General features: G+C 70.4%; 13 protein-coding genes, 2 rRNA genes and 1 pseudogene. 14 read left to right on the top strand and 2 right to left on the bottom strand.

What is annotated here, in order from left to right; translation table 11 throughout:
• Nucleotides 1-243: 243 nt before the first annotated feature.
• From MID12_RS10890 to MID12_RS10880, 3 genes and pseudogenes are all read left to right on the top strand, one after another.
• A pseudogene (locus tag MID12_RS10890) lies at nt 244-4079 on the top strand (glycosyltransferase family 2 protein); the annotation flags it as partial.
• Nucleotides 4080-4402: 323 nt separating this feature from the next.
• Nucleotides 4403-6007 carry a DUF5719 family protein gene (locus MID12_RS10885; RefSeq protein ID WP_263166517.1) on the top strand — a complete coding sequence of 535 codons (1605 nt, stop codon included), beginning with the start codon at nt 4403-4405 and terminating at the stop codon, nt 6005-6007.
• Between the two features lie 367 nt (nt 6008-6374).
• Nucleotides 6375-7775, top strand: coding sequence for a PhoX family protein (locus MID12_RS10880; protein ID WP_040249398.1), 1401 nt, complete (start codon nt 6375-6377; stop codon nt 7773-7775).
• 271 nt (nt 7776-8046) lie between these two features.
• Here the strand turns inward: MID12_RS10880 and MID12_RS10875 are convergent, their stop codons facing one another.
• On the bottom strand, nt 8047-8496 hold the full coding sequence (locus MID12_RS10875; protein ID WP_107071306.1) for a metallopeptidase family protein: 450 nt from the start codon (nt 8494-8496) through the stop codon (nt 8047-8049).
• A gap of 587 nt (nt 8497-9083) precedes the next feature.
• Between MID12_RS10875 and MID12_RS10870 the strand changes: the two genes are divergently transcribed.
• The 8 genes from MID12_RS10870 (at nt 9084) to MID12_RS10835 (ending at nt 18309) form a co-directional block, all read left to right on the top strand.
• Nucleotides 9084-9461 carry a DUF3499 domain-containing protein gene (locus MID12_RS10870; protein ID WP_040249392.1) on the top strand — a complete coding sequence of 126 codons (378 nt, stop codon included), beginning with the start codon at nt 9084-9086 and terminating at the stop codon, nt 9459-9461.
• Nucleotides 9462-9736: 275 nt separating this feature from the next.
• Complete coding sequence (locus MID12_RS10865) at nt 9737-11137, top strand: phosphomannomutase/phosphoglucomutase (protein ID WP_078844891.1); 1401 nt, start codon at nt 9737-9739, stop codon at nt 11135-11137.
• 457 nt (nt 11138-11594) lie between these two features.
• The gene (locus tag MID12_RS10860; RefSeq protein ID WP_078844890.1) at nt 11595-11765 is read left to right on the top strand and encodes a Trm112 family protein; all 171 of its coding nucleotides are present in this window, start codon (nt 11595-11597) and stop codon (nt 11763-11765) included.
• A 138-nt stretch (nt 11766-11903) separates the two neighbouring features.
• The gene (locus MID12_RS10855; protein WP_263166511.1) at nt 11904-13031 is read left to right on the top strand and encodes an SIS domain-containing protein; all 1128 of its coding nucleotides are present in this window, start codon (nt 11904-11906) and stop codon (nt 13029-13031) included.
• Nucleotides 13032-13327: 296 nt separating this feature from the next.
• On the top strand, nt 13328-14479 hold the full coding sequence (gene manA, locus MID12_RS10850) for a mannose-6-phosphate isomerase, class I (protein WP_263166509.1): 1152 nt from the start codon (nt 13328-13330) through the stop codon (nt 14477-14479).
• A 169-nt stretch (nt 14480-14648) separates the two neighbouring features.
• Nucleotides 14649-15629, top strand: coding sequence for a cation diffusion facilitator family transporter (locus MID12_RS10845; RefSeq protein WP_263166506.1), 981 nt, complete (start codon nt 14649-14651; stop codon nt 15627-15629).
• A gap of 418 nt (nt 15630-16047) precedes the next feature.
• Nucleotides 16048-17505, top strand: a complete 1458-nt coding sequence (ahcY, locus tag MID12_RS10840; protein ID WP_040249376.1) for an adenosylhomocysteinase — start codon at nt 16048-16050, stop codon at nt 17503-17505.
• A 189-nt stretch (nt 17506-17694) separates the two neighbouring features.
• Nucleotides 17695-18309 (top strand): hypothetical protein, encoded by a 615-nt coding sequence (locus MID12_RS10835; RefSeq protein WP_263166503.1) that lies wholly within the window; start codon nt 17695-17697, stop codon nt 18307-18309.
• Nucleotides 18310-18372: 63 nt separating this feature from the next.
• Here MID12_RS10835 and MID12_RS10830 read toward each other — a convergent pair whose 3' ends face one another.
• Nucleotides 18373-19377 carry an RDD family protein gene (locus MID12_RS10830; RefSeq protein WP_263166502.1) on the bottom strand — a complete coding sequence of 335 codons (1005 nt, stop codon included), beginning with the start codon at nt 19375-19377 and terminating at the stop codon, nt 18373-18375.
• A 118-nt stretch (nt 19378-19495) separates the two neighbouring features.
• On the opposite strand from MID12_RS10830, the gene MID12_RS10825 reads away from it, so the two are divergent.
• From MID12_RS10825 to MID12_RS10815, 3 genes are all read left to right on the top strand, one after another.
• The gene (locus MID12_RS10825) at nt 19496-20503 is read left to right on the top strand and encodes a stage II sporulation protein M (protein ID WP_263166500.1); all 1008 of its coding nucleotides are present in this window, start codon (nt 19496-19498) and stop codon (nt 20501-20503) included.
• Between the two features lie 608 nt (nt 20504-21111).
• Nucleotides 21112-22639 (top strand): 16S ribosomal RNA (locus MID12_RS10820).
• Nucleotides 22640-22957: 318 nt separating this feature from the next.
• Nucleotides 22958-26080, top strand: a 23S ribosomal RNA gene (locus tag MID12_RS10815).
• Together the 16S and 23S rRNA genes form the textbook arrangement of a ribosomal RNA operon.
• Nucleotides 26081-26149 lie beyond the last annotated feature (69 nt).

Here is a 26149-nt window from a genome sequence, read left to right as displayed (position 1 = left end):
CCGCCCCGCGCCCGTGGACGGCTCCCACGCCCCGGTGCCGCGCGCTCCGCTTCGGCTGAGCCCCGCCCGGGCGGCCCGCCGCCACCCGCCCCGTCGCCATGTACGGCCCGTCGCCTCCGAGTTGTCCACAGGCGGCGGGCCGCGGTGTTGCGCAGCCGTTAGTGTGGGCCCTCGTCCGAGACGCACACGCCCCCGCGGGCAGGTGCGTCCACCGCAGTCCAGCGAACCGGGGCCCGTACCTCGATGTCCGTGCACAGCCATTCGGCAGGCCACCACGATCCGGTCACCGCCGCGGGGCCCGACCCCGCCCGCGGGCCGCTCTCCGACGCCACCAGCGCGCCCGAGTTCCCGGCGGCCGTGGTCACCGCCGTCCTCGTCTCGCACGACGGCGCCCGCTGGCTGCCCAAGGCGCTCGCCGGACTCCTCGGCCAGCAGCGCCCGGTGCAGAACGCCATCGCCTCCGACACCGGCAGCGCCGACGACTCCGCGCGCCTGCTCGCCGAGGCCCTCGGCGACGCCCGCGTCCTGCACCTCGCCCGGCGCACCGGCTTCGGCGCCGCCGTCGACGAGGCGGCCCGCACCGCCGGGGTGCTCACCCCCGACGACCTGCCCTATCTGAAGCGGCCCAGCGGCTGGGACCCGGTCACCCGGACCTGGCGCGACGAGGCCTACGAGATGCCCGAACTCCCGTACGGGGAGCCGGAGCAGTGGCTCTGGCTGCTGCACGACGACTGCGCCCCCGAGCCCGACGCCCTCGCCCAGCTCCTGCGCGTCGTGGAGAACGAACGCGAACTCGGCCGGGAGACCGCCATCGTCGGCCCCAAGCTGCTCGGCTGGTACGACCGCAGGCAGCTCCTGGAGGTCGGCGCCTCCATCGCGCACAGCGGCCGCCGCTGGACCGGCCTCGACCGCCGCGAACAGGACCAGGGCCAGCACGACCACGTACGCCCCGTGCTCTCCGTCTCCACCGCGGGCATGCTCATCCGGCGCGACGTCTACGAGCAGCTCGGCGGCTTCGACCGCAGGCTGCCCCTGATGCGCGACGACGTCGACCTGTGCTGGCGCGCCCACCAGGCGGGCCACCGCGTCCTCGTCGCCCCCGACGCCGTCGTCCGGCACGCCGAGGCCGCCTCCCGTGAGCGCCGCACCGTCGACTGCGTCGGCCGCACCGCCGCCGCCGACCGCACGGGCACGGGCCGCTTCGCCCGCCAGGGCACCGGACCGCACCGCGTCGACAAGGCGGGCGCCGCCTACACCCTGCTCGTCAACTCCCGTACCGCCGTGCTGCCCTGGGTGCTGCTGCGCCTGGTCGTCGGCACCGTGGTGCGCACCCTCGCCTATCTGGTCGGCAAGGTGCCGGGGCAGGCCCTCGACGAGATCGCCGGGCTCTGCACCACCCTGCTGCGGCCCGAGCGGATCCTCGCCGGGCGCCGCCGCCGCAAGGGCTCCGTCCTCGACAAGGGCGAACTGCGCGCCCTGTTCCCGCCGCCCGGCGCCACCGTGCGGCACACCGTCGAACAGGTCGCGGGCAATCTCATCGGCCGCTCCGAGCCCGAGGTCCTCACCGCCGGCCGGCACGGCGGCGCGGTCGAGTCCGGACCCGGCGGGGACGACGCCGACTTCCTGGAGATCGAGCAGTTCGCCCGGCTCAAGCGGGTCGCCCGCAGGCCGGGACCGGTGCTCTTCTTCGTCCTGCTCTTCGTCTCCCTCATCGCCTGCCGCTCGCTGCTCGGCAGCGGCGCGCTCGCGGGCGGCGCCCTGCTGCCCGCACCCCCCGACGCCTGGGACCTCTGGTCGCGCTACACCGACGGCTGGCATCCGGTCGGCACCGGCGGCACCCAGTCGGCGCCGCCCTACCTCGCCCTCGTCGCCCTGCTCGCCACGGTCTTCTTCGGCTCCACCGGCCTCGCCGTCACCGTGCTGCTCGTCTGCTCGGTGCCGCTCGCCGGATTCTCCGCGTACTTCGCCTCCCGCCCGCTCGTCGGCTCCCGGCTGCTGCGCGCCTGGGCCTCGGTCGCCTACGCCTTCCTGCCCGCCGCCACCGGCGCGCTCGCGGGCGGCCGCATCGGCACCGCGGTCCTCGCCATCCTGCTGCCGCTGATCGCCCGGGCCGGTATCGCCGCCGCGGGCCTGGCCACCGGCGACCGCGGCAGCTGGCGCGCCACCTGGGCGTACGCCCTGCTGCTCACCACCGCCACCGCCTTCACCCCGATCGTCTGGCCGCTGGCCCTGGTCCTCGGGCTCGGCCTGCTCGCCCTGCGCCGCGGTGAACTGCGCGCCCACGGGCTCCGGTTGCTCGCCGCCCTCGGCGCCCCGCTGGTCGTGCTCGCCCCCTGGTCGCTCTCCCTGCTGCCGTTCGGCTTCTTCCGCGAGGCCGGACTCGACTACGGCGAGGGCGCGGCCTCCGTGCTCGACCTGCTCGGCACCTCCCCGGGCGGCCCCGGCACCGTCGGCGGGCTCGTCCTGACCGGCATCGTCCTCGCCGCGCTCGCCGCGCTCCTGCGCCGCGAGAGGCAGTTCGCGATCCGCGTCGCCTGGACCGTCGCCCTCACCGGCTTCCTCTTCGCCGCCCTGTCCAACTCCTCCGCCTGGGCGGGCCCGGCCACCCTGGTCTACGGAATCGCCCTGCTCGGCGCCGCCGCCCTGGGCGCCGAGGAGGCCCGCGGCCGGGTCGCGCAGCAGAGCTTCGGCTGGCGCCAGCCGCTGGCCGCGCTCATCGCCCTCGCCGCCTTCCTCGGCCCGCTGTCGGCCGCCCTCGGCTGGATGGCCGACGGCGCCGACGGCCCGCTGGAGCGCCGCGACCCCGTCCAGGTCCCGGCCTTCGTCGCCGAGGAGAGCCGCACCCCCGACCAGCCCCGCACCCTGATCCTCGGCAGCGACTCCGCCGCCGAGGTCTCCTACACCCTGATCCGCGGCTCCGGCGCCCGCATGGCCGACGCCGAACTCACCGGGGCCGCCGACCGCAACACCCGCCTCGACAAGGTCGTCGCCAACCTCGTCGCGGGCTCCGGCGCCAACCAGGCCGACCAGCTCGGCGGCTTCGCCGTGCGCTACGTCCTGGTCCGCGACGGCGCCCCGCGCGAGATGAGCCGCGTCCTGGACGCCACCCCCGGCCTCACCCGGCTCAGCCAGCAGGACGGCAGCGCCCTGTGGCGGGTGGACCGGCAGGTCGCCCGCGCCGTGGTGGTGCCGAAGTCCGGCGAGCCGCTGCCGGTCGCCGCCGGACCCGTCGAACTGCACACCGAGCTGCCCGCGGGCAGCGAGGGCCGGGTACTGCGCCTCGCCGACACCGCCGACGAGGGCTGGACCGCCACCCTCGACGGCCGCCCGCTCACCAAGGTGACCCTCGACGGCTGGGCCCAGGGCTTCGCACTCCCCTCCGGCGGCGGCCGCCTCGACCTCGGGTACGAGGACTCGGTCGGGCACACCGCCTGGCTCTTCGCCCAGGGCTTCCTCGCCCTCGTCCTGGTCGTGATGGCCCTGCCGGGCCGCCGCCGCCATGTCGACGACGACCTCCCCGAGGAGCCGCTGGTCCCCGCCCAGGCCGTCGCGGGCGAGGGCCGCCGGGCCCGCCGCCTCCGCGCCCAGGCGGTCGCCGAGGGCCAGCCGGCCCCGCAGGACCCGGCCGCTCCCGCCCCGCCGTCCGCCGGGCCCGCCCCGGCCGAGCCCGGCGGAGAGTCCCCGGCGCGGAGCAGGAGTTTCACCCCGCCCGCCCGCCCCCCGCCGCCCCCCCCGCCGCGCCCCCGGCCCCGCCGGGGACCCCGCCGCCCGGCACCGAGGACCAGGCCACGGCCACGCCCCCGGCCGCCGAGCCCTACCTCCCGCAGCAGCAGGGGTACGAGCAGTGGGCGCAACCCCCCGCCGAACCGGGCCGGTCGCCCCAGGACCCGGCGGACCAGGGCGCCTACGCCGACTACACCGCGTACGGCCGGACCTCGTACGCCGAGGAGAGCCCGTACCCGCAGACGCCGTACCAGGGCGGTGCCTACGAGCAGACGTACCAGGACCCGGGACAGCAGGCGTACCAGGAGCAGCAGGCGTACGAGAACCCGGGCACGTACCAGGACGGCCAGGCCTACGAGGGCGGGCAGTCCTACGGGAGCGGCCAGGCCTACGAGGGCCCGCAGACGTACGGCGGCCAGGGCGGCCCGGACTATCAGCAGAGCCCGGGCTACCAGGAGGGCCCGTACGGGAGCGGGCAGTACCAGGAGCAGGGCGGGCAGTACGACCCCTACGCCGGGTACGGCACCGGCTACGAGGGCGGGTACGGCTCCGGCTATCCCGCGCAGGGTGAGCAGGGCGCCGCCGAGGGGCCCGAGCAGGGCGGTCACCCGGGCCCTGACCCGCGGACCGGCCGTCCCGCGCACGACCACGACAGCGAGCGTCCCGACGGGAGCCAGCAGTGAACCGCAAGACCCTGCCCCTGCCCGTACCCGTCCCGCTGCTCGCGGCCACCGGCGCCCTGCTCCTGCTGACCGGGGTCGCCGCCCTCGCCGCGCCCGAGGACTCCGGCGCGCAGGCGAAGTCCGCGGCCCGGCTGCCCGTCGAGCGCAGCAGCCTGCTCTGCCCGGCGCCCAGCGGCTCCGACCTCGCCGAGACCTCGTACACCTCCTTCACCCCCGTGGTGAAGGGCGCCGACGGCGAGGGCGAGGCGAGCCTGCTGCCCGCCGCCACGGACGGCGCCGAGGGCGAGACGGACAAGAAGAAGGACGGCAAGGGCAAGAAGGACGGCAAGGGCGACAAGAGCGAGAAGGGCAAGGGGGACAAGGACGGGAAGGGCGGCAGCGGCCAGGAGGCCGGTGCCGAGCCGGTGTTCGAGGCCAAGGAGCCGGGGAAGCCGGTCGGGCACTCGGCCTCCGGCGGTGCGGAACCCGCGCTGATCGGCACCGCCGAGGGGCGGCTCGCCCCGGGCTGGACCGTGCAGCAGTCCACCAAGACGCCGGTGGGCACCGGCCGGGGCCTGTCCGGCCTCGCCTGCTCCGCCCCCGACACCGACTTCTGGTTCCCCGGCGTCAGCACCGCGGGCTCCCGCAGCGACTACGTCCACCTCACCAACCCGGACGACTCCGCCGCCGTGGTCGACGTCGAGCTGTACGGACCCGGCGGCGCCCTCAAGTCCGAGGTGGGCGAGGACATCCAGGTCCGCCCGCACGCCAGCGTGTCCGTGCTCCTCTCCACGCTCACCGAGAAGACCGAGGCCGATGTCACCGCGCATGTCGCGGTCCGCAGCGGCCGGGTCTCCGCCGCCGTGCACAGCGCCGACGAGAAGACCGGCGGCGACTGGCTGGCCCCGGCCGGGGACCCGGCGGGCAGCCTCGTGCTGCCGGGCATCCCCAAGGACGCCACCTCGGCCCGCCTGGTCGTCTTCGCGCCCGGCGAGAACGACGCCGACCTCCGGCTGAAACTCGCCACCCCCAGCGGCCCGATCACCCCCGCGGGACACGAGTCCCTGCATGTGAAGGCGGGCATGACCGCCACCGCCGATCTGCGCGACGTGACCCGCGGCCAGCCCGGATCGCTGCTGCTCAGCCCCGGCGACAAGGCCGTACCGGTGGTCGCCGCCCTGCACGTGGTGCGCGGCAACGGCGAGAAGCGCGAGTCCGCCTTCCTGCCCGCGGCCCCCTCGGTCGGCGCCCGGGCGAGCGTGGCCGAGAACCATGCCAAGGGCAGCGTGCTGAGCCTCACCGCCCCCGGCGCCGCGGGCAGGGTCAAGGTCACCGCCTCGGCGGGCACCCGGGGCGGCACCCCCGTCAGCAAGACCTACCGCGTCAAGAGCGGGAGCACCCTCGCGGTGGCCCCGCCCGTACCGCAGGGCCTGAAGGGGACGTACGCCCTGACCGTGGAGCACCTCTCCGGCGGCCCCGTCCACGCCTCCCGGCTCCTGGAGGCGCCCGAGGACGGCATCCCGATGTTCACCATCCAGACCCTCTCGGACGACGGCGGCACCGTCGCGGTGCCCGAGGCGGAGGAGGACCTGTCGGTGGTGCAGGACGCCGAACGGGACTGAGGGCCGAGCGGGGTTGAGGCTGAGCGGGGTTGTGGCCCGAGCGGGACTGAGGTCCGAAAGGGATTGAGGTCCGAGCGGGATCGCGGCCCGAACGGGATTGAGGTCCGGGGCTGATCGCCTCGGGTGCCGGAGCGGCAACCGGAGCACCGGAGGAGATCAGGACGCGCGGCTTCCGCGGTGGACGGTGCGGCTTCTGCGGGGGACACGGGGGACGCCGGGGGACGGTGCGGCGGAAACCGGTCGGCTCCGCGCCCGGGTTGCCGGAGCTGCGCACGTGACGGGGGTACGCACCTGGTTCCCGTGGGACGGAGCGCGTGATACACACGGGCGGGTCCGGATTCCTGTCCGCCAGCAGGAGGTACGCCCAATGTCCGCACCGTCCGGGGCCACGCCCCACCCCAGCTCGTCCGCCCCGTCCCGGCGCCAGATCCTGGCCCGCACCGGTGCGGTGGGCGCGGGAATCGCCTTCACCGGCGCGCTCGGTGAACTCTTCGCCGGTACCGCCGCCGCCCACTCACCCGGCAAGGGCGGCTACGGCCCCCTGGTCCCCGACCCCGCAGGCATCCTCGACCTGCCCAAAGGTTTCCGCTACAAGGTGCTCTCCCGCGAGGGCGAGCCCCTGCGCTCCGGCGAGGGCCCGGTCCCCAGCAACTGCGACGGCATGACCGCCCTGCCCGGCCGCCACGGCCAGGTCCACCTGGTGCGCAACCACGAGAACCGCGCCGACGGCCGGGTCCCGGTGCCGGTGATCGACGGCCTCACGTACGACCCGATGGGCAAGGGCGGCTGTACCGCGCTCACCCTCGACCGGCACGGCGAGGTCCGCACCGAGCGCGTCGGCATCGCCGGTACCGCGGTCAACTGCGCGGGCGGGCCCACCCCTTGGGGCACCTGGCTCACCTGCGAGGAGACCGAGGACAAGGCCGGCACCAACGGCTACACCAAGGACCACGGCTTCATCTTCGAGGTCGACCCGGTCGACCCGCACCGCTCCGGCGCCGTCCCGCTCACCGCGATGGGCCGCTTCCAGCACGAGGCCATCGCCATCGACCCGCGGCGCGGCATCGTCTACGAGACCGAGGACGCCTTCGAGAAGCCCTTCGGCCTCTTCTACCGCTTCCTGCCCGAGAAACCCCAGGGCGGCCTCGGCTCGCTGCGCGCCGGGGGCACCCTCCAGGCGATGCGGGTACCCGGCGTACCGGATCTCTCCGCGGTGCAGGAGACCGGCACCGTCTTCCGGCACATCGAGTGGGTCGACGTCCCCGACCCGCTGGCCACCTCCACCCCCATCCGCTTCCAGGACTTCGGCGCCGGCGGCATCACGCACGCCCAGAAGCTGGAGGGCTGCTACTGGGGCGGCAGTTGCGTCTACTTCGTCTCGTCCTTCGCCCACAGCGACGAGGGCTCGGCCGCGGACCACTACGGCCAGGTCTGGCGGTACGACCCCAGCCGCCGCACCCTCACCCTGGTCATCGTCTTCGGCCCCGACACCGACGTCCAACTCCCGGGCGAGTCCCCGGACAACATCTGCCTGGCCCCCTCCGGCGGTCTGATGGTCTGCGAGGACGGCGAGGGCGGCCAGCACGTCTTCGGCCTGACCCGCAGGGGCGAGGTCTACCCGATGGCCCGCGGCCGCCAGAACATCGGCACCCCCGAGGAACCGGAGTGGGGCGAGTTCGCGGGGGTCACCTTCGCCCCCGACCACAAGACGATGTTCGTGAACGTGTACACGCCGGGTACTACGTTCGCGGTCACGGGGCCGTTCTGAGCCAGGGGCCGTGCTGAGTCGGCGACGGTGCTGAGTCAGGGACGGTGACGGTGCTGAGTCGGAGGCTGTGCTGAGGTCCGGCTCGTTCCGAGGCCAGGCGCTGGCGTGTCTGACTGATCTGGTCGGGAACGTGAGCCGACCGCGAGGGCGGGGCCCGCTGGGTGCGGGGCCCGCCCTTCGTCAGGTGCGGGGCCTGCCCTACGTCAGGTGTGGGGCCCCGGCGTCACTGCCAGGCTGAGGCCCGGTGTCAGTGTCCGGCCGAGGTCCGGTGTCAGTCCTCGCCGTAGCGGGGGTCGACGGTCTCGGGCGTGAGGCCGAGCAACTCGGCCACCTGCTCGACGACGACCTCGTGCACCAGCTCGGCCCGCTCGTCGCGGCTCTTGGTACGGATCTCGATCGGCCGCCGGTAGACGACCACCCGCCCGGGGCGCCCGTCCCGGGCCGCGGAGATACCGCCGAGCGGCACCGACTGCCCGTCCCAGTCCTCGGCGCCGCTGTCCAGGCGCGGCACCTCCAGCACCAGGAAGTCGACCTCCGCCAACTGCGGCCACCGGCGCTCGAGACGCTCGACGGAATCCTGCACGAGGTCGGCGAAGACCTGCGCGCGCGGCGCGGAGAGCGGCACCTGAGGAGGTGCGACGGGGCCGCGCATGCCCCTGCCGTGACGGTCACGGCGACGGGGCCGCGGCTCGGTGGGGGGCGGCGGTACGGGGTTGTCCATCACCGACGAAGCGTAATCCCCGGGGAGGGGTGGGGTCGCGGATGTCGACTGAGGGCGGTGGGTGATGACCGGCAGGTGGCGGATGACAGGTGACAGGTAACAGATGACGGATGACAGATAGTGATATCCGTCATCCGTCATCTGCCACCTGCCATCCGTCGCCCGGGTTCCTCATCGACCGCCCGGGTCCCCCATCGCCCCATCCCTCGCCTGTTCACCTGCCGCCACTCTCCGCCGCCAGCCGCCAGCCGCCAGCCGCCAGCCGCCAGCCGCCAGCCGCCAGCCGCCAGCCGCTGGCCACCGGCTGCCGACCGCTGGTCACCGGTCACCAGCTGCCAGCCGCCGCTCCCCCCTCCCCGGGCTCGATCGCATATCAGTCCCGGCCCTCCCGCGGCCCGCTCTTCGCCGGCATCCGACCCGAGCGGCGCCAGATGGCCGCCGCCCCCACCGCCTCCCGTACCACGTCACGCCAGTTCAGCGCCGCGTGTCCGACCGGCGCCGGGCCGCGCCCGCGGGGTACGACACGGTGGGGTGACCTCGGGGAGAGTCGTCGCGGCCCGCTCAAGAGTGCGGTACCGTCCAACGTCGTGAGCCCTGTACGTCGTTGTTCGCGCACCGCATGCGGCCGTCCTGCCGTAGCGACGCTGACGTACGTCTACGCCGACTCGACCGCGGTCCTCGGCCCGCTCGCCACCTACGCCGAACCGCACTGCTACGACCTCTGCGCCGAGCACTCGGAACGCCTCACCGCCCCCCGCGGCTGGGAGGTCGTCCGGCTCGCCGAGGCCTCGGGGCCGAGCCGCCCCAGCGGCGACGATCTGGAAGCCCTCGCCAACGCGGTCCGCGAGGCGGCACGTCCCCAGGAGCGCGCCGCGGAGGCGGGCGGTAACCCGACCCGCGCCGCCGACCCGATGGAGGTCGCCCGCCGCGGCCACCTGCGCGTACTCCGCTCCCCGGACTCCTGACCCCGCGTACGTTTCCGAAGGCATACGTTTACCGCTCGGGCGTGTTTCCTGGCCGGGTACTTCTGCGGGCCTTCCGCTTACGCACTCGTGAACGCATGGCGCGACGTACCGAGTTGCCCGCTTTGCCGGCGTCCTGCATGGGGTGTTATCTGCCGATACCTCAGGTGAAGTACCGTCAAGCGGCGCTGCCGACAACGTCACAGTGACCGGGAAGCGGAACCGGGTAGCTTTTGCCCTGACCGCAGGGACCGCAGGAACTCCAGAAGGGCTCGGCCGTGGCTGTTGCTGATCTTTCGCAGCTCGTGAAGGCGTACGACGTACGCGGGGTGGTCCCGGACCAGTGGGACGAGTCGCTGGCCGAGCTGTTCGGCGCGGCCTTCGTCCAGGTGACCGGCGCGGAGGCGATCGTCACCGGACACGACATGCGGCCCTCCTCGCCCGGCCTCGCCCGCGCCTTCGCCCGGGGGGCCGCCGCCCGGGGCGCGGACGTCACCGAGATCGGGCTCTGCTCCACGGACCAGCTGTACTACGCCTCCGGGGCGCTCGACCTGCCGGGCGCGATGTTCACCGCCTCGCACAACCCGGCCCAGTACAACGGCATCAAGATGTGCCGCGCCGGGGCCGCGCCGGTCGGGCAGGACACCGGACTCGCCGAGATCCGCGCGCTTGTCGAGGGCTGGCAGGACGGCGGAGCCCCCGCGCCCGCCGCCACCACGGGCACCATCACCCAGCGGGACACCCTCGGCGACTACGCGGCCCATCTGCGCTCGCTCGTCGACCTCACCGGGATCAGGCCCCCGGCGAGCGGCGCCAAGGCGGCCGGGGACAAGGTCAAGGTCGTCGTCGACGCGGGCAACGGCATGGGCGGCCACACGGTGCCCACCGTGTTCGAGGGCCTGCCGATCGACCTCGTACCGCTGTACTTCGAGCTCGACGGCACCTTCCCGAACCACGAGGCCAACCCGCTCGACCCGAAGAACATCGTCGACCTCCAGCAGCGGGTGCGCGAGGAGAACGCCGACCTCGGCCTCGCCTTCGACGGCGACGCGGACCGCTGCTTCGTCGTCGACCAGAACGGCGACCCGGTCTCCCCGTCCGCCGTGACCGCGCTCGTCGCCGCCCGCGAACTGGCGAAGAACGGCGGCACCGGCACCGTCATCCACAACCTGATCACCTCCTGGTCCGTCCCGGAAGTGGTACGCGAGAACGGCGGCACCCCCGTCCGCACCCGGGTCGGCCACTCCTTCATCAAGGCCGAGATGGCGAAGACCGGCGCGATCTTCGGCGGCGAGCACTCCGCGCACTACTACTTCCGCGACTTCTGGAACGCCGACACCGGCATGCTCGCCGCCCTGCACGTCCTCGCGGCACTCGGCACCCAGGACCAGACCCTGTCCGCCCTGGTCGCCCAGTACGACCGCTACGCCAGCTCCGGCGAGATCAACTCCACCGTCACGGACCAGGCCGCCAGCGCCGCCGCCGTGAAGTCGGCGTACGAGAGCCGGGACGACGTCACCCTCGACGAACTCGACGGCCTCACTGTCACCGCCGCCGACTGGTGGTTCAACCTCCGCGCCTCCAACACCGAGCCGCTCCTGCGCCTCAACGTCGAGGCCCGCGACGAGACCACGGCGGCGAAGGTACGGGACGAGGTGCTGGCTCTGGTCAGGGGCTGAGGCACGCGCCCGGGCGGCTGGTCGGGGGTCGGTCGTGGGCTGCGGGACCCCCCCCGCTCGGGCGGGGGTTGGATTGGGCCGGGGCCGGGGCCGGGGCCGAGCGGGGCGTGGCGTGGCGTGGTGGGGCGGTTGCCTCGGAGTCGGCGGTAGTGGAGTGGACTCGGCGCGCCACCCGGCGGCGGCCAGGCTGCCGGAAGCCGGGCATTGAAAGTCGGGCACCGGCTATCAAGTGGCAGATGACGGATGACAGATAGTGAAATGCGTCATCCGTTATCTGTCAGCCGTCAGCCGTCAGCCGTCAGCCGTCAGCCGTCAGCCGTCAGCCGCTGCCTCCGTCCCCTCCGCTCCTCACCCCCCACCCCCTCCCGGGCCACCCCCACACCCCACCCCTCACAGCGGTACCCTGGCCAGGCCGCGTCCTGCGGCCCAAGTGCTGCTCCTTTGAAGGGACGACCCCATGCCGCTGGAAGCCGGCCTCCTGGAGATCCTCGCCTGTCCGGCCTGCCATTCCGCGCTCGACGAGCGGGACAGCGAACTGGTCTGCACCAGCAAGGAATGCGGCCTCGCCTACCCCGTGCGCGACGACATCCCGGTCCTGCTGGTGGACGAGGCGCGCCGCCCCGCCTGAGCGCGCCCGCACGGCCTCCCCGAGCTCCCGAGCCGCCGCAGGGACCCCGTCGTAGAGGCTTGCTCCCCGCCCGAGGCCCCGGACCCGGCTCCCGCCACTCCAGCCCGCCCCGACCCACGGCCCAGGAAAGGCCCCGCCATGCTGGACGAAACGCTGCTGGAGGACCCCGAGGCGCTCGCGCGTGCCGACCGGCGCGGCCTGCTGCGCGGAGCGGCCGAGGCGGGCGCCCGGGTGCGTACCGCCGTACGGCACGCCGCCGAGGCCGGGGTCACCGAGCTGAAGCCCGAGGGGCGCCCGCGTGCCGTACTGATCGCGGGCCCGGGCGCCGCCGCGATCTGCGTGGGGGACCTGCTCGGCAGGCTGGCCGGGGTCGGCTGCCCCGTGACACGGCTGCACGCCACCGGCGTCGCCCCCGCCCCGGGTGCCCTGCGCTGGACGCTGCCCGGCTGGGCGGGCCCGGTGGACGTCCTCCTGCTCGCCACCCCGGACGGTTCCGAGCCGGGCCTCGCGGTCCTCGCCGACCAGGCCTACCGCCGCGGCTGCAACGTGGTCGCCGTCGCGCCCCAGGACTCCCCGCTGCGGGAGGCCGTGGAGACGGCGCACGGACTCTTCGTGCCGATGGCGACCGCCCCGTACGAGGAGGAAGAGGTCGGGGCGGCCTCCGCGCCCGGCGCGCTGTGGGCCCTGCTCACGCCGCTGCTCGCGCTCCTGGACCGTACGGGCCTGATCAGCGCGCCCGCCGAGGAGCTGGCCCGCGTCGCCGACCGGCTCGACGAGATCGCGCAGCGCTGCGGCCCCGCCATCGCCACGTACCACAACCCGGCCAAGACGCTCGCCGCCGAACTCGCCGACTCGCTGCCGCTGATCTGGACCGAGGGGCTGTGCGCGGGTCCGGCCGGGCGGCGTTTCGCCGGGGCGCTCGCCGAGCTGGCCGGGCGCCCCGCGCTCGCCGCCGAGCTGCCCGAGGCGCTGCCCGCGCACGGCGCCCTGCTCGCCGGGGTGCTCGCCGCGGGCGGCGACCCGGACGACTTCTTCCGCGACCGGGTCGAGGAACCGCAGGCCATGCGCGCCCGTGTGGTGCTGCTGCGCGACGCGCTGAACGGCGGTCTCAGCGCCGCGCCCGCCGCGCGCGAGCTGGCGCTCGGCCACGACACCGCCCTCAGCGAGTTGGAGCCCGGCGAGGGCGGGGAACTGGAACGGCTCGCGGAGCTGATCGCCATCACGGATTTCGCCGCCGTTTACCTGGCGCTCGCCTCCGGGGTCTGATCTTGACGCCACCGGGCAGCCGCTCCACCGACGGCACCCCGCACCGGTCCGTGGCACCGCCGCCCCGGATCTGCCCGGCCCCGCACCAGGCGCCCGGCGCGGCGCGCAGGACGTCCACCGCCGCGCCCACGGCGCACTGACCCGCGCCCGACCTCCGCAGCCCGCCCCCTGCCCTCAGCCGCCCTCCTCCCCGTCCACTCCCGTCCGCCCCTCCGCGCTTCCGGCCAGCCCTCCCCGCCGCCACACCCCCCTCCCGCAGAATTCGCCCCCCGCGCCCCTCCGCAGAAAGAGCCCGCATGTACCGCCTCGCGAACTCCGTCCGGCCCTACGCCTGGGGCTCGGTCACCGCCCTCCCGCAGCTGCTCGGCGTGGAGCCGAGCGGCGAGCCGCAGGCCGAGATGTGGATGGGCGCGCACCCGGGGGCGCCCTCGCACACCGAGGCCGGACCGCTCAACGAGGTCATCGACGCCGCCCCCGAGGCCCTGCTCGGCGAGGCCGCGGTCGCGAAGTTCGGCCCCCGGCTGCCCTTCCTCCTGAAGCTCCTCGCGGCGGGCGCCCCGCTCTCCCTCCAGGTCCACCCCGATCTCGACCAGGCCAGGGCGGGCTTCGCGGAGGAGGAGCGCCGGGGCGTCCCGCTCGACGCCCCGCACCGCAACTACAAGGACGCCAACCACAAGCCCGAACTCCTCTGCGCGCTCACCCCCTTCGACGGACTGTGCGGCTTCCGCGAACCCGCCGCCGCGGCCGAACTGATCGCGGGCCTCGGCGTCGACTCCCTCAAGCCGTACGTGGACCTGCTGCGCGCCCACCCGGAGGAGGCCGCGCTGCGCGAGGTCCTCACCGCCGTGCTCGGCGCCGACCGCGAGGAGATGGCCGCCACCGTCACCGAGGCCGCCGCCGCGGCCGAACGCCTCGGCGGCGACTACGCCCCGTACGCCACCCTCGCCCACCACTACCCCGGCGACCCGGGGGTCCTCGCGGGGATGCTGCTGAACCACGTCACCCTCCAGCCGGGGGAGGCCCTCTACCTCGGGGCGGGGATCCCGCACGCCTATCTGGACGGCCTCGGCGTCGAGATCATGGCCAACTCGGACAACGTGCTGCGCTGCGGCCTCACCCCCAAGCACATCGACATCCCGGAGCTGCTGCGCATCGTCCGCTTCCAGGCGGGCGAGGCGGGCGTACTGCGCCCGGAGGCCGGCCCGGACGGCGAGGAGGTCTACGCGACCCCCATCGAGGAGTTCCGGCTCTCCCGCTTCGTCCTGTCCGAGGACGGCGCCGCCCGCGACCTCGCCACCGCGCTGCCGCAGATCCTGCTCTGCACGGCGGGCCGGGTCCAGGTCGGCGAACTGGCCCTCGGCCCGGGCGAGTCGGCCTTCGTGACCCCCGGCGAAGCCGCCGAAGTGTCCGGAGACGGCACGCTTTTCCGGGCCACCGTGGTCGCCTGAGACGCCGATCCGGAACCGCCCTGCCGACCCGGCCCCCCGGGTGGAGCCGAGGCTGCAACAATGGCCCCTCGCAAAGGTCCGGCAAAGCCGGAACGGCGACCGCAAGGCGCGGCCGAGCACGCCAGGGGCGGGCGGCTGCGCGTCACGTACGAAGGGACTTCGGGAACACATGAGTGCTTCAGGCGGCACCAAGGCGATCGTGGCGGCACTGGGCGCCAACCTCGCGATCGCGGTGGCGAAGTTCGTGGCGTTCCTCTTCAGCGGATCGTCCTCGATGCTCGCCGAGTCGGTGCACTCCCTCGCGGACTCCGGCAACCAGGGCCTGCTCCTCCTCGGCGGCAAGAAGGCCCAGCGCGAAGCCACCCCGCAGCACCCCTTCGGCTACGGCCGCGAGCGCTATATCTACGCCTTCCTCGTCTCCATCGTCCTCTTCTCGGTCGGCGGCATGTTCGCGATCTACGAGGGCTACGAGAAGATCAAGCACCCCCACGAACTGGAGCACTGGTACTGGCCGGTCGGCGTCCTGGTCTTCGCGATCATCGCCGAGAGCATCTCCTTTCGTACGGCGATCAAGGAGTCCAACCTCCTGCGCGGGAAGCTGAGCTGGTCGCAGTTCATCCGCCGCGCCAAGGCCCCGGAGCTGCCGGTGGTGCTCCTGGAGGACTTCGGCGCGCTGGTCGGTCTGGTCCTCGCCCTCGGCGGCGTCGGACTGGCCCTGGCGACCGGCGACGGCGTCTGGGACGGCATCGGCACCCTGTGCATCGGTGTCCTCCTCATCGTCATCGCGATCGTGCTCGCCGCCGAGACCAAGTCGCTCCTCCTCGGAGAGGCCGCGGGCACCGAGGACGTCGCGAAGATCGAGAAGGCGGTCGTCGACGGGGACACGGTCACCGGCATCATCCACATGCGCACGCTCCACCTCGGCCCCGAGGAACTCCTCGTCGCCGCCAAGATCTCGGTCCGCCACGACGACACCGCCGCCCAGGTCGCCGAGGCCATCGACGCGGCCGAGGCCCGGATCCGCGACAGCGTCCCGATCGCCCGCGTCATCTACCTGGAGCCCGACATCTACAGCGCGGCCGAGGCCGCCGCCGGCGCCTCCCCGGAGGCCTCACCCGGCGGCCCCGCCAAGGACGCCCCCGGCCACTGATCTCAGGCCGTACGGCGGGCACTTCCCGCCAAGCTCGACTGTGGCTGTCCTCACTCCACCTCCTCGTCCGCGCCGCGAGGCCCGTTCCGCGCCCGCGGCCCCGACCGTCTCGACCAGCGATTTCGCCCCGAGTGCCGCCACCACCCGGCGTCCCGCCGGGGCCCCTGGCTCCCCGGTCCGCCGCCGCGGGCGGGGCACGAATTCCCGGGGCGGGCTGGGGTCGGCCGGGCCGATCGGTGTAGATTCGTGACCAGAGCCAGACGTCGCTGCTGATGGCGGTCGGGCGACCCGCGACGCGGGCCGGCCGAGGGAGAGAGGGCCTCCGACGGACTGCTTTGCGCGCGCCCGGCCACAGTTGTGTCCGCCGCCGCTCAGCCAGCCGTACCCACCCTCGACCCATCACGAGGAGCAGCTCGACATGACCACTGTCGACAACCGACAGGACTTCAAGGTCGCCGACCTTTCCCTGGCCGAGTTCGGCCGCAAGGAGATCACTCTCGCCGAGCACGAGATGCCCGGCCTGATGTCGATCCGCAAGGAGTACGCCGCCGCGCAGCCCCTCGCGGGCGCGCGCATCACCGGCTCCCTGCACATGACGGTGCAGACCGCCGTCCTCATCGAGACCCTGGCCGCCCTGGGCGCCGAGGTCCGCTGGGCCTCCTGCAACATCTTCTCCACCCAGGACCACGCGGCCGCGGCCATCGCCGTCGGCCCCGAGGGCACCCCGGACAACCCGCAGGGCATCCCCGTCTTCGCCTGGAAGGGCGAGACGCTCGAGGAGTACTGGTGGTGCACGGAGCAGGCGCTGACCTGGCCGGACACCCCCACCGGCGGCCCGAACATGGTCCTCGACGACGGCGGTGACGCCACGCTCCTCGTCCACAAGGGCGTCGAGTACGAGAAGGACGGCAAGGTCCCCGCCGTCGACACCGCCGAGAACGACGAGCACCGCGTCATCCTCGAGGTGCTGCACCGCACCATCGGCGAGAACCCGCAGAAGTGGACCCAGCTCGCCTCGGAGATCCGCGGCGTGACCGAGGAGACCACCACCGGCGTCCACCGCCTGTACGAGATGCACCGCGAGGGGACCCTGCTGTTCCCCGCGATCAACGTCAACGACGCCGTCACCAAGTCGAAGTTCGACAACAAGTACGGCTGCCGCCACTCTCTGGTCGACGGCATCAACCGCGCCACTGACGTCCTCATCGGCGGCAAGACGGCCGTGATCTGCGGCTACGGCGACGTCGGCAAGGGCTGCGCGGAGTCGCTGCGCGGCCAGGGCGCCCGCGTGATCGTCACCGAGATCGACCCGATCTGCGCGCTGCAGGCGGCGATGGACGGCTACCAGGTCGCCACGCTCGACGACGTGGTCGAGACCGCCGACATCTTCATCACCACGACCGGCAACAAGGACATCATCATGGCCTCGGACATGGCCAAGATGAAGCACCAGGCGATCGTGGGCAACATCGGCCACTTCGACAACGAGATCGACATGGCCGGTCTCGCGAAGATCGACGGCATCGTCAAGGACGAGGTCAAGCCGCAGGTCCACACCTGGACCTTCCCCGAGGGCAAGAAGATCATCGTGCTCTCGGAGGGCCGCCTGCTCAACCTGGGCAACGCGACCGGACACCCCTCCTTCGTGATGTCCAACAGCTTCGCGGACCAGACCCTGGCCCAGATCGAGCTGTTCACCAAGCCCGACGAGTACCCGACCGACGTCTACGTGCTCCCCAAGCACCTCGACGAGAAGGTCGCCCGCCTCCACCTGGAATCCCTCGGGGTCAAGCTGACGACGCTGCGCCCGGAGCAGGCCGCGTACATCGGCGTCGAGGTCGAGGGCCCGTACAAGTCGGACCACTACCGCTACTGACGGCCGCGCCGCCGATCCCGGGCATCCCGGCCCGGGATCCGGTGGACGACCGCCCCGCACAGGCCCTCGCCCGAACCGGTGGGGGCCTGTGCCCGTCAGCGCACCGCTCCGGCCGCGCGCCGACCGCGCGGCCAGGGCCCACCGCACACCCGCGAGCCGGCCCAGCAGGCCGAGAAGGACCCGCACCCCATGCCCCGCGGCCGCTACTCCCTGCACGACCCCCACGACCACACCCCCCTCGGAGAAGAACGCTTCCAGTGCGCCCCCGGGCCCTCCGGCTGGCGCTATGTCTCCCGGCTCACCGCTCCCGACGGCAGCCCCACCGGCTCCGTCGACCTGGCGCTCGACGCGCTGGGCCGCCCTATTCGCCTGGAGGCGCACGCCTTCGAGTGGCAGGTGAAGGGCGCCGCCATCGACGGCGTCACCTGGGTACGCACCGACCCCACCGGCGTCCACGCCACCGAGGGCAACGCGCCCGCCCACGCCTTCACCGGCACCTCTCCGGCCTTCCTCATCGCCACATCCCGCCTGCTCGACCTCAGCCCCGGCGCCCCCGCCACCCGCGTCAGGCTCCTCGCCCTCACGGATCCGGTACTCGCCCCGCGCACCCTGGACCAGTCCTGGGCGCTGCTGAGGAGCGAAGCACACCCCACTGACAACGGGACCCTCACCGTGGACACGTACCAGGTCACAGCCCTGGACACCGGTGAGCAGGCGGAGATCCACCTCGCCGGGGACGTGGTCCTCGCGGCCCCCGGAATCGAGCTGGAGGACCTGGAGTCACCACCCTCGGTCTTCACCTGAACCGGCCGCACCTGAACCGGCCGCGCGACGGGGCCGCCTCAGCCCGGACTCATGAGCCCGGACTCACGCGGGCGGCGCGAAGCCCGTCCCCGAGGCAGGACGCCCCTCCGAAGCGGGACGATCCGCAGGCGCAGGCGCGGCTGCGGGCACCGGAGGCACGGGGTGCGCCTGTGGGGCAGGCGGCTGGTGGGCGGGGTGCTGCCGCGACGGCCAGCCCTGTGGCGCGGGCGTATACGGCTGGGCCGGCTGCGGCGCTCCGTACGGTGCATTGGTGTACGGCGTATTGGTGTGCGGCTGGGGCGCGTGCGATGCCCCCGCACCACCCCCGAAGGCCCGATGCGCGTCCCGCGCCTGCCGTTCCTGAAGGACCCCCGCCAGATACATCGCGGGCGGCATCCCCGGCGGCACCGGAGCCCCGGTCCGCGCCGCGACCTCGTTGGCGAGCCGCCCCGCCATGGACCAGCTGATCTGCTGGTCGAGCTGCCCCATCCGCCCCAGGTACTGCCGTACGCCCAGCCACAGCTCGTCCGGCACCCCGGACAGGTCGAGACCCGTGAACAAGGCCGCCACCTGCGGAGGCGGCGGCGCCACAAAACCCGTACGCGCCACGGGTATCCGCTCCCGCACCACCAGCGTCCCCGCGAAGACGTCGCCGAGCCGCCGCCCGCGCGCCGAGACGAACGAGGCGATGCAGGCCACCACACCCATGGTCATCAGGATCTCGACCACACCCATCGCCCCGCGCACCAGCGCGTGCCGGAACCGGATCGGCCCGCCGTCGTCCCGTACCACCCTCAGGCCGAAGGCGAGCTTGCCCAGCGAACGACCGTGGCTCAGGGTCTCCACCGCGATCGGCACACCCACGAGCAGCAGCAGGAACGAGGCCACGGCTATCGCCGCCTGCGCGGCCTCGTCGAGCGAGGCGGTCGCCGCGGCGAGGGCGAGGATCAGGACGACATACACCGTCAGGGCCACCACCAGATCGAGCAGCACCGCCAGGGCACGGCTCGGCAACCGGGCAGGCCGCAACTCCAGCGCCACCGCCTCACCCGTCACGAACTCCGTCATGCCCCCGCCGCCCTTCCGCCCTGGCCTGCCCCTCGCACGGCCAGTCTGCCAAGCTGAGGCGCACCGCGCCGCACGCAGTACCACGCAGTCCCTGCCGGACGAGGAGGAGCAGCCGCAGATGGACCTCGACGTCTTCGTCGCCGCCCACCGCCAGGAGTGGGACCGGCTCGACGCGCTCCTGCGCCGCCGGCGCCGCCTGACGGGTACCGAGGCGGACGAACTCGTCGCCCTCTATCAGCGTGCCGCCACCCACCTCTCACTGATCCAGTCCAGCGCCCCCGACCCCCAGCTCACCGGTCGGCTCACCCAGCTCGTCGCCCGTGCGCGCAGCACCGTCACCGGCACCCGCCGCGCCTCCTGGCGCGATGTGACCCGCTTCCTCACCGAGGGGTTCCCCGCCGCCGTCTACCGCAGCCGCCGCTGGTGGGTGCCGACCGCCCTGCTCTCCACGGCCCTCGCCGCCCTGCTCGGCTGGTGGATCGGCACCCACCCCGAGGTCCAGGCGACCATCGCCGCCCCGGACGAGCTCCGCCAGATGACCCGCCCCGGCGGCGAGTACGAGACGTACTACTCCAGCCACCCCGCCACCTCGTTCGCCGCCCAGGTCTGGACGAACAACGCGCAGGCGGCGGCGATGTGCCTCGTCCTCGGCGCCTTCCTGTGCCTGCCGGTCATCTGGATCCTCTTCCAGAACATGCTCAACCTCGGCGTGGGCATCGGCCTGATGTCCTCCGCGGGCCGCCTGGACACCTTCCTCGGCCTGGTACTGCCGCACGGCCTGCTCGAACTCACCGCCGTCTTCGTCGCCGCCGGTACGGGGCTGCGCCTGGGCTGGACCGTCATCGACCCCGGGCCGCGCAGCCGCCGCACCGCCCTCGCCGAAGAGGGCCGCTCCGCGCTGGGCATGGCGGTCGGCCTGGCCCTGGTGCTCTTCGTCTCCGGCGCCATCGAGGGCTTCGTGACCCCCTCCGGTCTGCCGACCTGGGCCCGGATCACCATCGGGGTCGCGGCCGAGGCGGCCTTCCTGCTGTACGTGTGGATCCTCGGCCGCCGGGCCGTGCAACTCGGCGAGACGGGTGACGTGGAGGAGGCCGAACGCAGCGCCACGGTGCCGCTCGCCGCCTGATGTGCATCGGGAAGCCGTGAGCTGCTAGTCTCCTCTTCGCCGCACGGACTCCGTTGACACGGAGCGCGTGGGGAGGTAGATTCGAACAGTTGCCTAGAGCGAGGCAGTGACTGCCGGCTCGGTGGTACTTGAGAAAATCTATAAGGCTCTGCGGAAGTCACTTCCACCGGAGCCATTCCGATTCAGTCAGAACAGACCACCGGTCAATCCGGCGGAAAACCTCTGATAAAGTCGGGTCCACCGAAAGGGAGCCGGAAGGCAACTGAATAGGTACGGCTCTCCAACGGCCACTGGATGACATTACGGACCGGAAATCGGGACGGAAAGCGTCTGGTAGAGTTGGAAACACCGAAGGGAAACGCCCGGAGGAAAGCCTCGGCTGAATGGTCGGGGTGAGTACGAAGGAAGTGTCCGTTCCTTGAGAACTCAACAGCGTGCCAAAAGTCAACGCCAGATATGTTGATACCCCTGACTCTGGTGCAGTCGTTTGTGGCTGTCTTGGGTTTGGGTTCCTTTGAAGAAACACACAGCGAGGATGCTGTGGACCGGGGGGATTATTCCTCTTCCTGGTTCCGCTCTCGTGTGTGTGACCGGATTACCGGTACACATTCACGGAGAGTTTGATCCTGGCTCAGGACGAACGCTGGCGGCGTGCTTAACACATGCAAGTCGAACGATGAACCCGCTTCGGTGGGGGATTAGTGGCGAACGGGTGAGTAACACGTGGGCAATCTGCCCTGCACTCTGGGACAAGCCCTGGAAACGGGGTCTAATACCGGATATTGACCTGCTTGGGCATCCAAGTGGGTGGAAAGCTCCGGCGGTGCAGGATGAGCCCGCGGCCTATCAGCTTGTTGGTGAGGTAGTGGCTCACCAAGGCGACGACGGGTAGCCGGCCTGAGAGGGCGACCGGCCACACTGGGACTGAGACACGGCCCAGACTCCTACGGGAGGCAGCAGTGGGGAATATTGCACAATGGGCGGAAGCCTGATGCAGCGACGCCGCGTGAGGGATGACGGCCTTCGGGTTGTAAACCTCTTTCAGCAGGGAAGAAGCGTGAGTGACGGTACCTGCAGAAGAAGCGCCGGCTAACTACGTGCCAGCAGCCGCGGTAATACGTAGGGCGCAAGCGTTGTCCGGAATTATTGGGCGTAAAGAGCTCGTAGGCGGCTTGTCGCGTCGGTTGTGAAAGCCCGGGGCTTAACCCCGGGTCTGCAGTCGATACGGGCAGGCTAGAGTTCGGTAGGGGAGATCGGAATTCCTGGTGTAGCGGTGAAATGCGCAGATATCAGGAGGAACACCGGTGGCGAAGGCGGATCTCTGGGCCGATACTGACGCTGAGGAGCGAAAGCGTGGGGAGCGAACAGGATTAGATACCCTGGTAGTCCACGCCGTAAACGGTGGGCACTAGGTGTGGGCAACATTCCACGTTGTCCGTGCCGCAGCTAACGCATTAAGTGCCCCGCCTGGGGAGTACGGCCGCAAGGCTAAAACTCAAAGGAATTGACGGGGGCCCGCACAAGCGGCGGAGCATGTGGCTTAATTCGACGCAACGCGAAGAACCTTACCAAGGCTTGACATACACCGGAAAACTCTGGAGACAGGGTCCCCCTTGTGGTCGGTGTACAGGTGGTGCATGGCTGTCGTCAGCTCGTGTCGTGAGATGTTGGGTTAAGTCCCGCAACGAGCGCAACCCTTGTCCCGTGTTGCCAGCAGGCCCTTGTGGTGCTGGGGACTCACGGGAGACCGCCGGGGTCAACTCGGAGGAAGGTGGGGACGACGTCAAGTCATCATGCCCCTTATGTCTTGGGCTGCACACGTGCTACAATGGCCGGTACAATGAGCTGCGATACCGCAAGGTGGAGCGAATCTCAAAAAGCCGGTCTCAGTTCGGATTGGGGTCTGCAACTCGACCCCATGAAGTCGGAGTCGCTAGTAATCGCAGATCAGCATTGCTGCGGTGAATACGTTCCCGGGCCTTGTACACACCGCCCGTCACGTCACGAAAGTCGGTAACACCCGAAGCCGGTGGCCCAACCCCTTGTGGGAGGGAGCTGTCGAAGGTGGGACTGGCGATTGGGACGAAGTCGTAACAAGGTAGCCGTACCGGAAGGTGCGGCTGGATCACCTCCTTTCTAAGGAGCACTTCTCGGCTGTCCGGCTCTGCCGAACAGTCCAGAGGCCAGATCGCGAGCGAACGTCTCGCGCTGGTTGCTCATGGGTGGAACGTTGACTACTCGGCACACTCGGTTCGGTGGGTTCGCTAGTACTGCTCGTAAGGGCGTGGAACGTGAAGATCGTGGAGCTGGGGGTGTCGGGCACGCTGTTGGGTGTCTGAAGGTACGGCCGTTGAGGCTGCCTTCAGTGCCGGCCCCGGTGAAGCATCACGTTGGTGGTGTGTGACGGGTGGTTGGTCGTTGTTTGAGAACTGCACAGTGGACGCGAGCATCTGTGGCCAAGTTTTTAAGGGCGCACGGTGGATGCCTTGGTACCAGGAACCGATGAAGGACGTGGGAGGCCGCGATAGGCCCCGGGGAGCTGTCAACCGAGCTGTGATCCGGGGGTGTCCGAATGGGGAAACCCGGCAGTCGTCATGGGCTGTCACCCATGCCTGAACACATAGGGCATGTGGAGGGAACGCGGGGAAGTGAAACATCTCAGTACCCGCAGGAAGAGAAAACAACCGTGATTCCGGGAGTAGTGGCGAGCGAAACTGGATGAGGCTAAACCATGTGTGTGTGAGACCCGGCAGGGGTTGCGCATGTGGGGTTGTGGGATTCTTCTTGATCAATCTGCCGGTTGGTCGACGAGTCAGAAACCGTTGGTGTAGGCGAAGGACATGCGAAAGGTCCGGCGTAGAGGGTAAGACCCCCGTAGCTGAAACATCAACGGCTCGTTTGGAGAACACCCAAGTAGCACGGGGCCCGAGAAATCCCGTGTGAATCTGGCGGGACCACCCGCTAAGCCTAAATATTCCCTGGTGACCGATAGCGGATAGTACCGTGAGGGAATGGTGAAAAGTACCCCGGGAGGGGAGTGAAATAGTACCTGAAACCGTGTGCCTACAAGCCGTGGGAGCGTCGGGCAAGCACTTGTGCTTGTCTCGTGACTGCGTGCCTTTTGAAGAATGAGCCTGCGAGTTTGCGGTGTGTTGCGAGGTTAACCCGTGTGGGGAAGCCGTAGCGAAAGCGAGTCCGAATAGGGCGGTATAGTAGCGCGCTCAAGACCCGAAGCGGAGTGATCTAGCCATGGGCAGGTTGAAGCGGAGGTAAGACTTCGTGGAGGACCGAACCCACCAGGGTTGAAAACCTGGGGGATGACCTGTGGTTAGGGGTGAAAGGCCAATCAAACTCCGTGATAGCTGGTTCTCCCCGAAATGCATTTAGGTGCAGCGTCGTGTGTTTCTTGCCGGAGGTAGAGCACTGGATAGGCGATGGGCCCTACCGGGTTACTGACCTTAGCCAAACTCCGAATGCCGGTAAGTGAGAGCGCGGCAGTGAGACTGTGGGGGATAAGCTCCATGGTCGAGAGGGAAACAGCCCAGAGCATCGACTAAGGCCCCTAAGCGTACGCTAAGTGGGAAAGGATGTGGAGTCGCAGAGACAACCAGGAGGTTGGCTTAGAAGCAGCCATCCTTGAAAGAGTGCGTAATAGCTCACTGGTCAAGTGATTCCGCGCCGACAATGTAGCGGGGCTCAAGCGTACCGCCGAAGTCGTGTCAATCCAGCAGATAGCCCTAACGGGTGTTGGGTTGGGTAGGGGAGCGTCGTGTGCCGGGTGAAGCCGCGCCGGAAGGCAGTGGTGGATGGTTCACGAGTGAGAATGCAGGCATGAGTAGCGATACACACGTGAGAAACGTGTGCGCCGATTGACTAAGGGTTCCTGGGTCAAGCTGATCTGCCCAGGGTAAGTCGGGACCTAAGGCGAGGCCGACAGGCGTAGTCGATGGATAACCGGTTGATATTCCGGTACCCGCTGTAGAGCGTCAAACATCGAGCATCGTGATGCTAAGGCCGTGAAGCCGCCCTGATCTCTTCGGAGTTGAGGGGAGTGGTGGAGCCGCCGGTCCAAGCGGTTAGTAGGTGAGTGATGGGGTGACGCAGGAAGGTAGTCCATCCCGGGCGGTGGTTGTCCCGGGGTAAGGGTGTAGCCCGTGCGATAGGTAAATCCGTCGTACATAGGGGTGAGACCTGATGCCGAGCCGATTGTGGTGAAGTGGATGATCCTATGCTGTCGAGAAAAGCCTCTAGCGAGTTTTATGGCGGCCCGTACCCTAAACCGACTCAGGTGGTCTGGTAGAGAATACCGAGGCGTTCGGGTGAACTATGGTTAAGGAACTCGGCAAAATGCCCCCGTAACTTCGGGAGAAGGGGGGCCATTTCTGGTGATCCCACGTGCTGGGTGAGCTGGGGGTGGCCGCAGAGACCAGCGAGAAGCGACTGTTTACTAAAAACACAGGTCCGTGCGAAGCCGTAAGGCGATGTATACGGACTGACGCCTGCCCGGTGCTGGAACGTTAAGGGGACCGGTTAGCTCACTTTCGGGTGGGCGAGGCTGAGAACTTAAGCGCCAGTAAACGGCGGTGGTAACTATAACCATCCTAAGGTAGCGAAATTCCTTGTCGGGTAAGTTCCGACCTGCACGAATGGCGTAACGACTTCTCGACTGTCTCAACCATAGGCCCGGTGAAATTGCACTACGAGTAAAGATGCTCGTTTCGCGCAGCAGGACGGAAAGACCCCGGGACCTTTACTACAGTTTGATATTGGTGTTCGGTTCGGCTTGTGTAGGATAGGTGGGAGACTGTGAACTTGTCACGCCAGTGGCGGGGGAGTCGTTGTTGAAATACCACTCTGGTCGTGCTGGATGTCTAACCTGGGTCCGTGATCCGGATCAGGGACAGTGTCTGATGGGTAGTTTAACTGGGGCGGTTGCCTCCTAAAGGGTAACGGAGGCGCCCAAAGGTTCCCTCAGCCTGGTTGGTAATCAGGTGTTGAGTGTAAGTGCACAAGGGAGCTTGACTGTGAGACCGACGGGTCGAGCAGGGACGAAAGTCGGGACTAGTGATCCGGCGGTGGCTTGTGGAAGCGCCGTCGCTCAACGGATAAAAGGTACCCCGGGGATAACAGGCTGATCTTCCCCAAGAGTCCATATCGACGGGATGGTTTGGCACCTCGATGTCGGCTCGTCGCATCCTGGGGCTGGAGTCGGTCCCAAGGGTTGGGCTGTTCGCCCATTAAAGCGGTACGCGAGCTGGGTTTAGAACGTCGTGAGACAGTTCGGTCCCTATCCGCTGTGCGCGTAGGAATATTGAGAAGGGCTGTCCCTAGTACGAGAGGACCGGGACGGACGAACCTCTGGTGTGCCAGTTGTTCTGCCAAGGGCATGGCTGGTTGGCTACGTTCGGGAGGGATAACCGCTGAAAGCATCTAAGCGGGAAGCCTGCTTCGAGATGAGTGTTCCCACCTCCTTTGAGAGGGTAAGGCTCCCAGTAGACGACTGGGTTGATAGGCCGGATATGGAAGCCCTGTGAGGGGTGGAGTTGACCGGTACTAATAGGCCGAGGGCTTGTCCTCAGTTGCTCGCGTCCACTGTGTTGGTTCTGAAACCACGAACAACCGCTGCCCCGCATCCAGGTGGGTGTG

The sequence above is a fragment of the Streptomyces sp. SCSIO ZS0520 genome (assembly GCF_025643355.1).
Taxonomy (GTDB): domain Bacteria; phylum Actinomycetota; class Actinomycetes; order Streptomycetales; family Streptomycetaceae; genus Streptomyces; species Streptomyces physcomitrii.
This window is presented reverse-complemented; position numbering and strand designations above follow the sequence as displayed.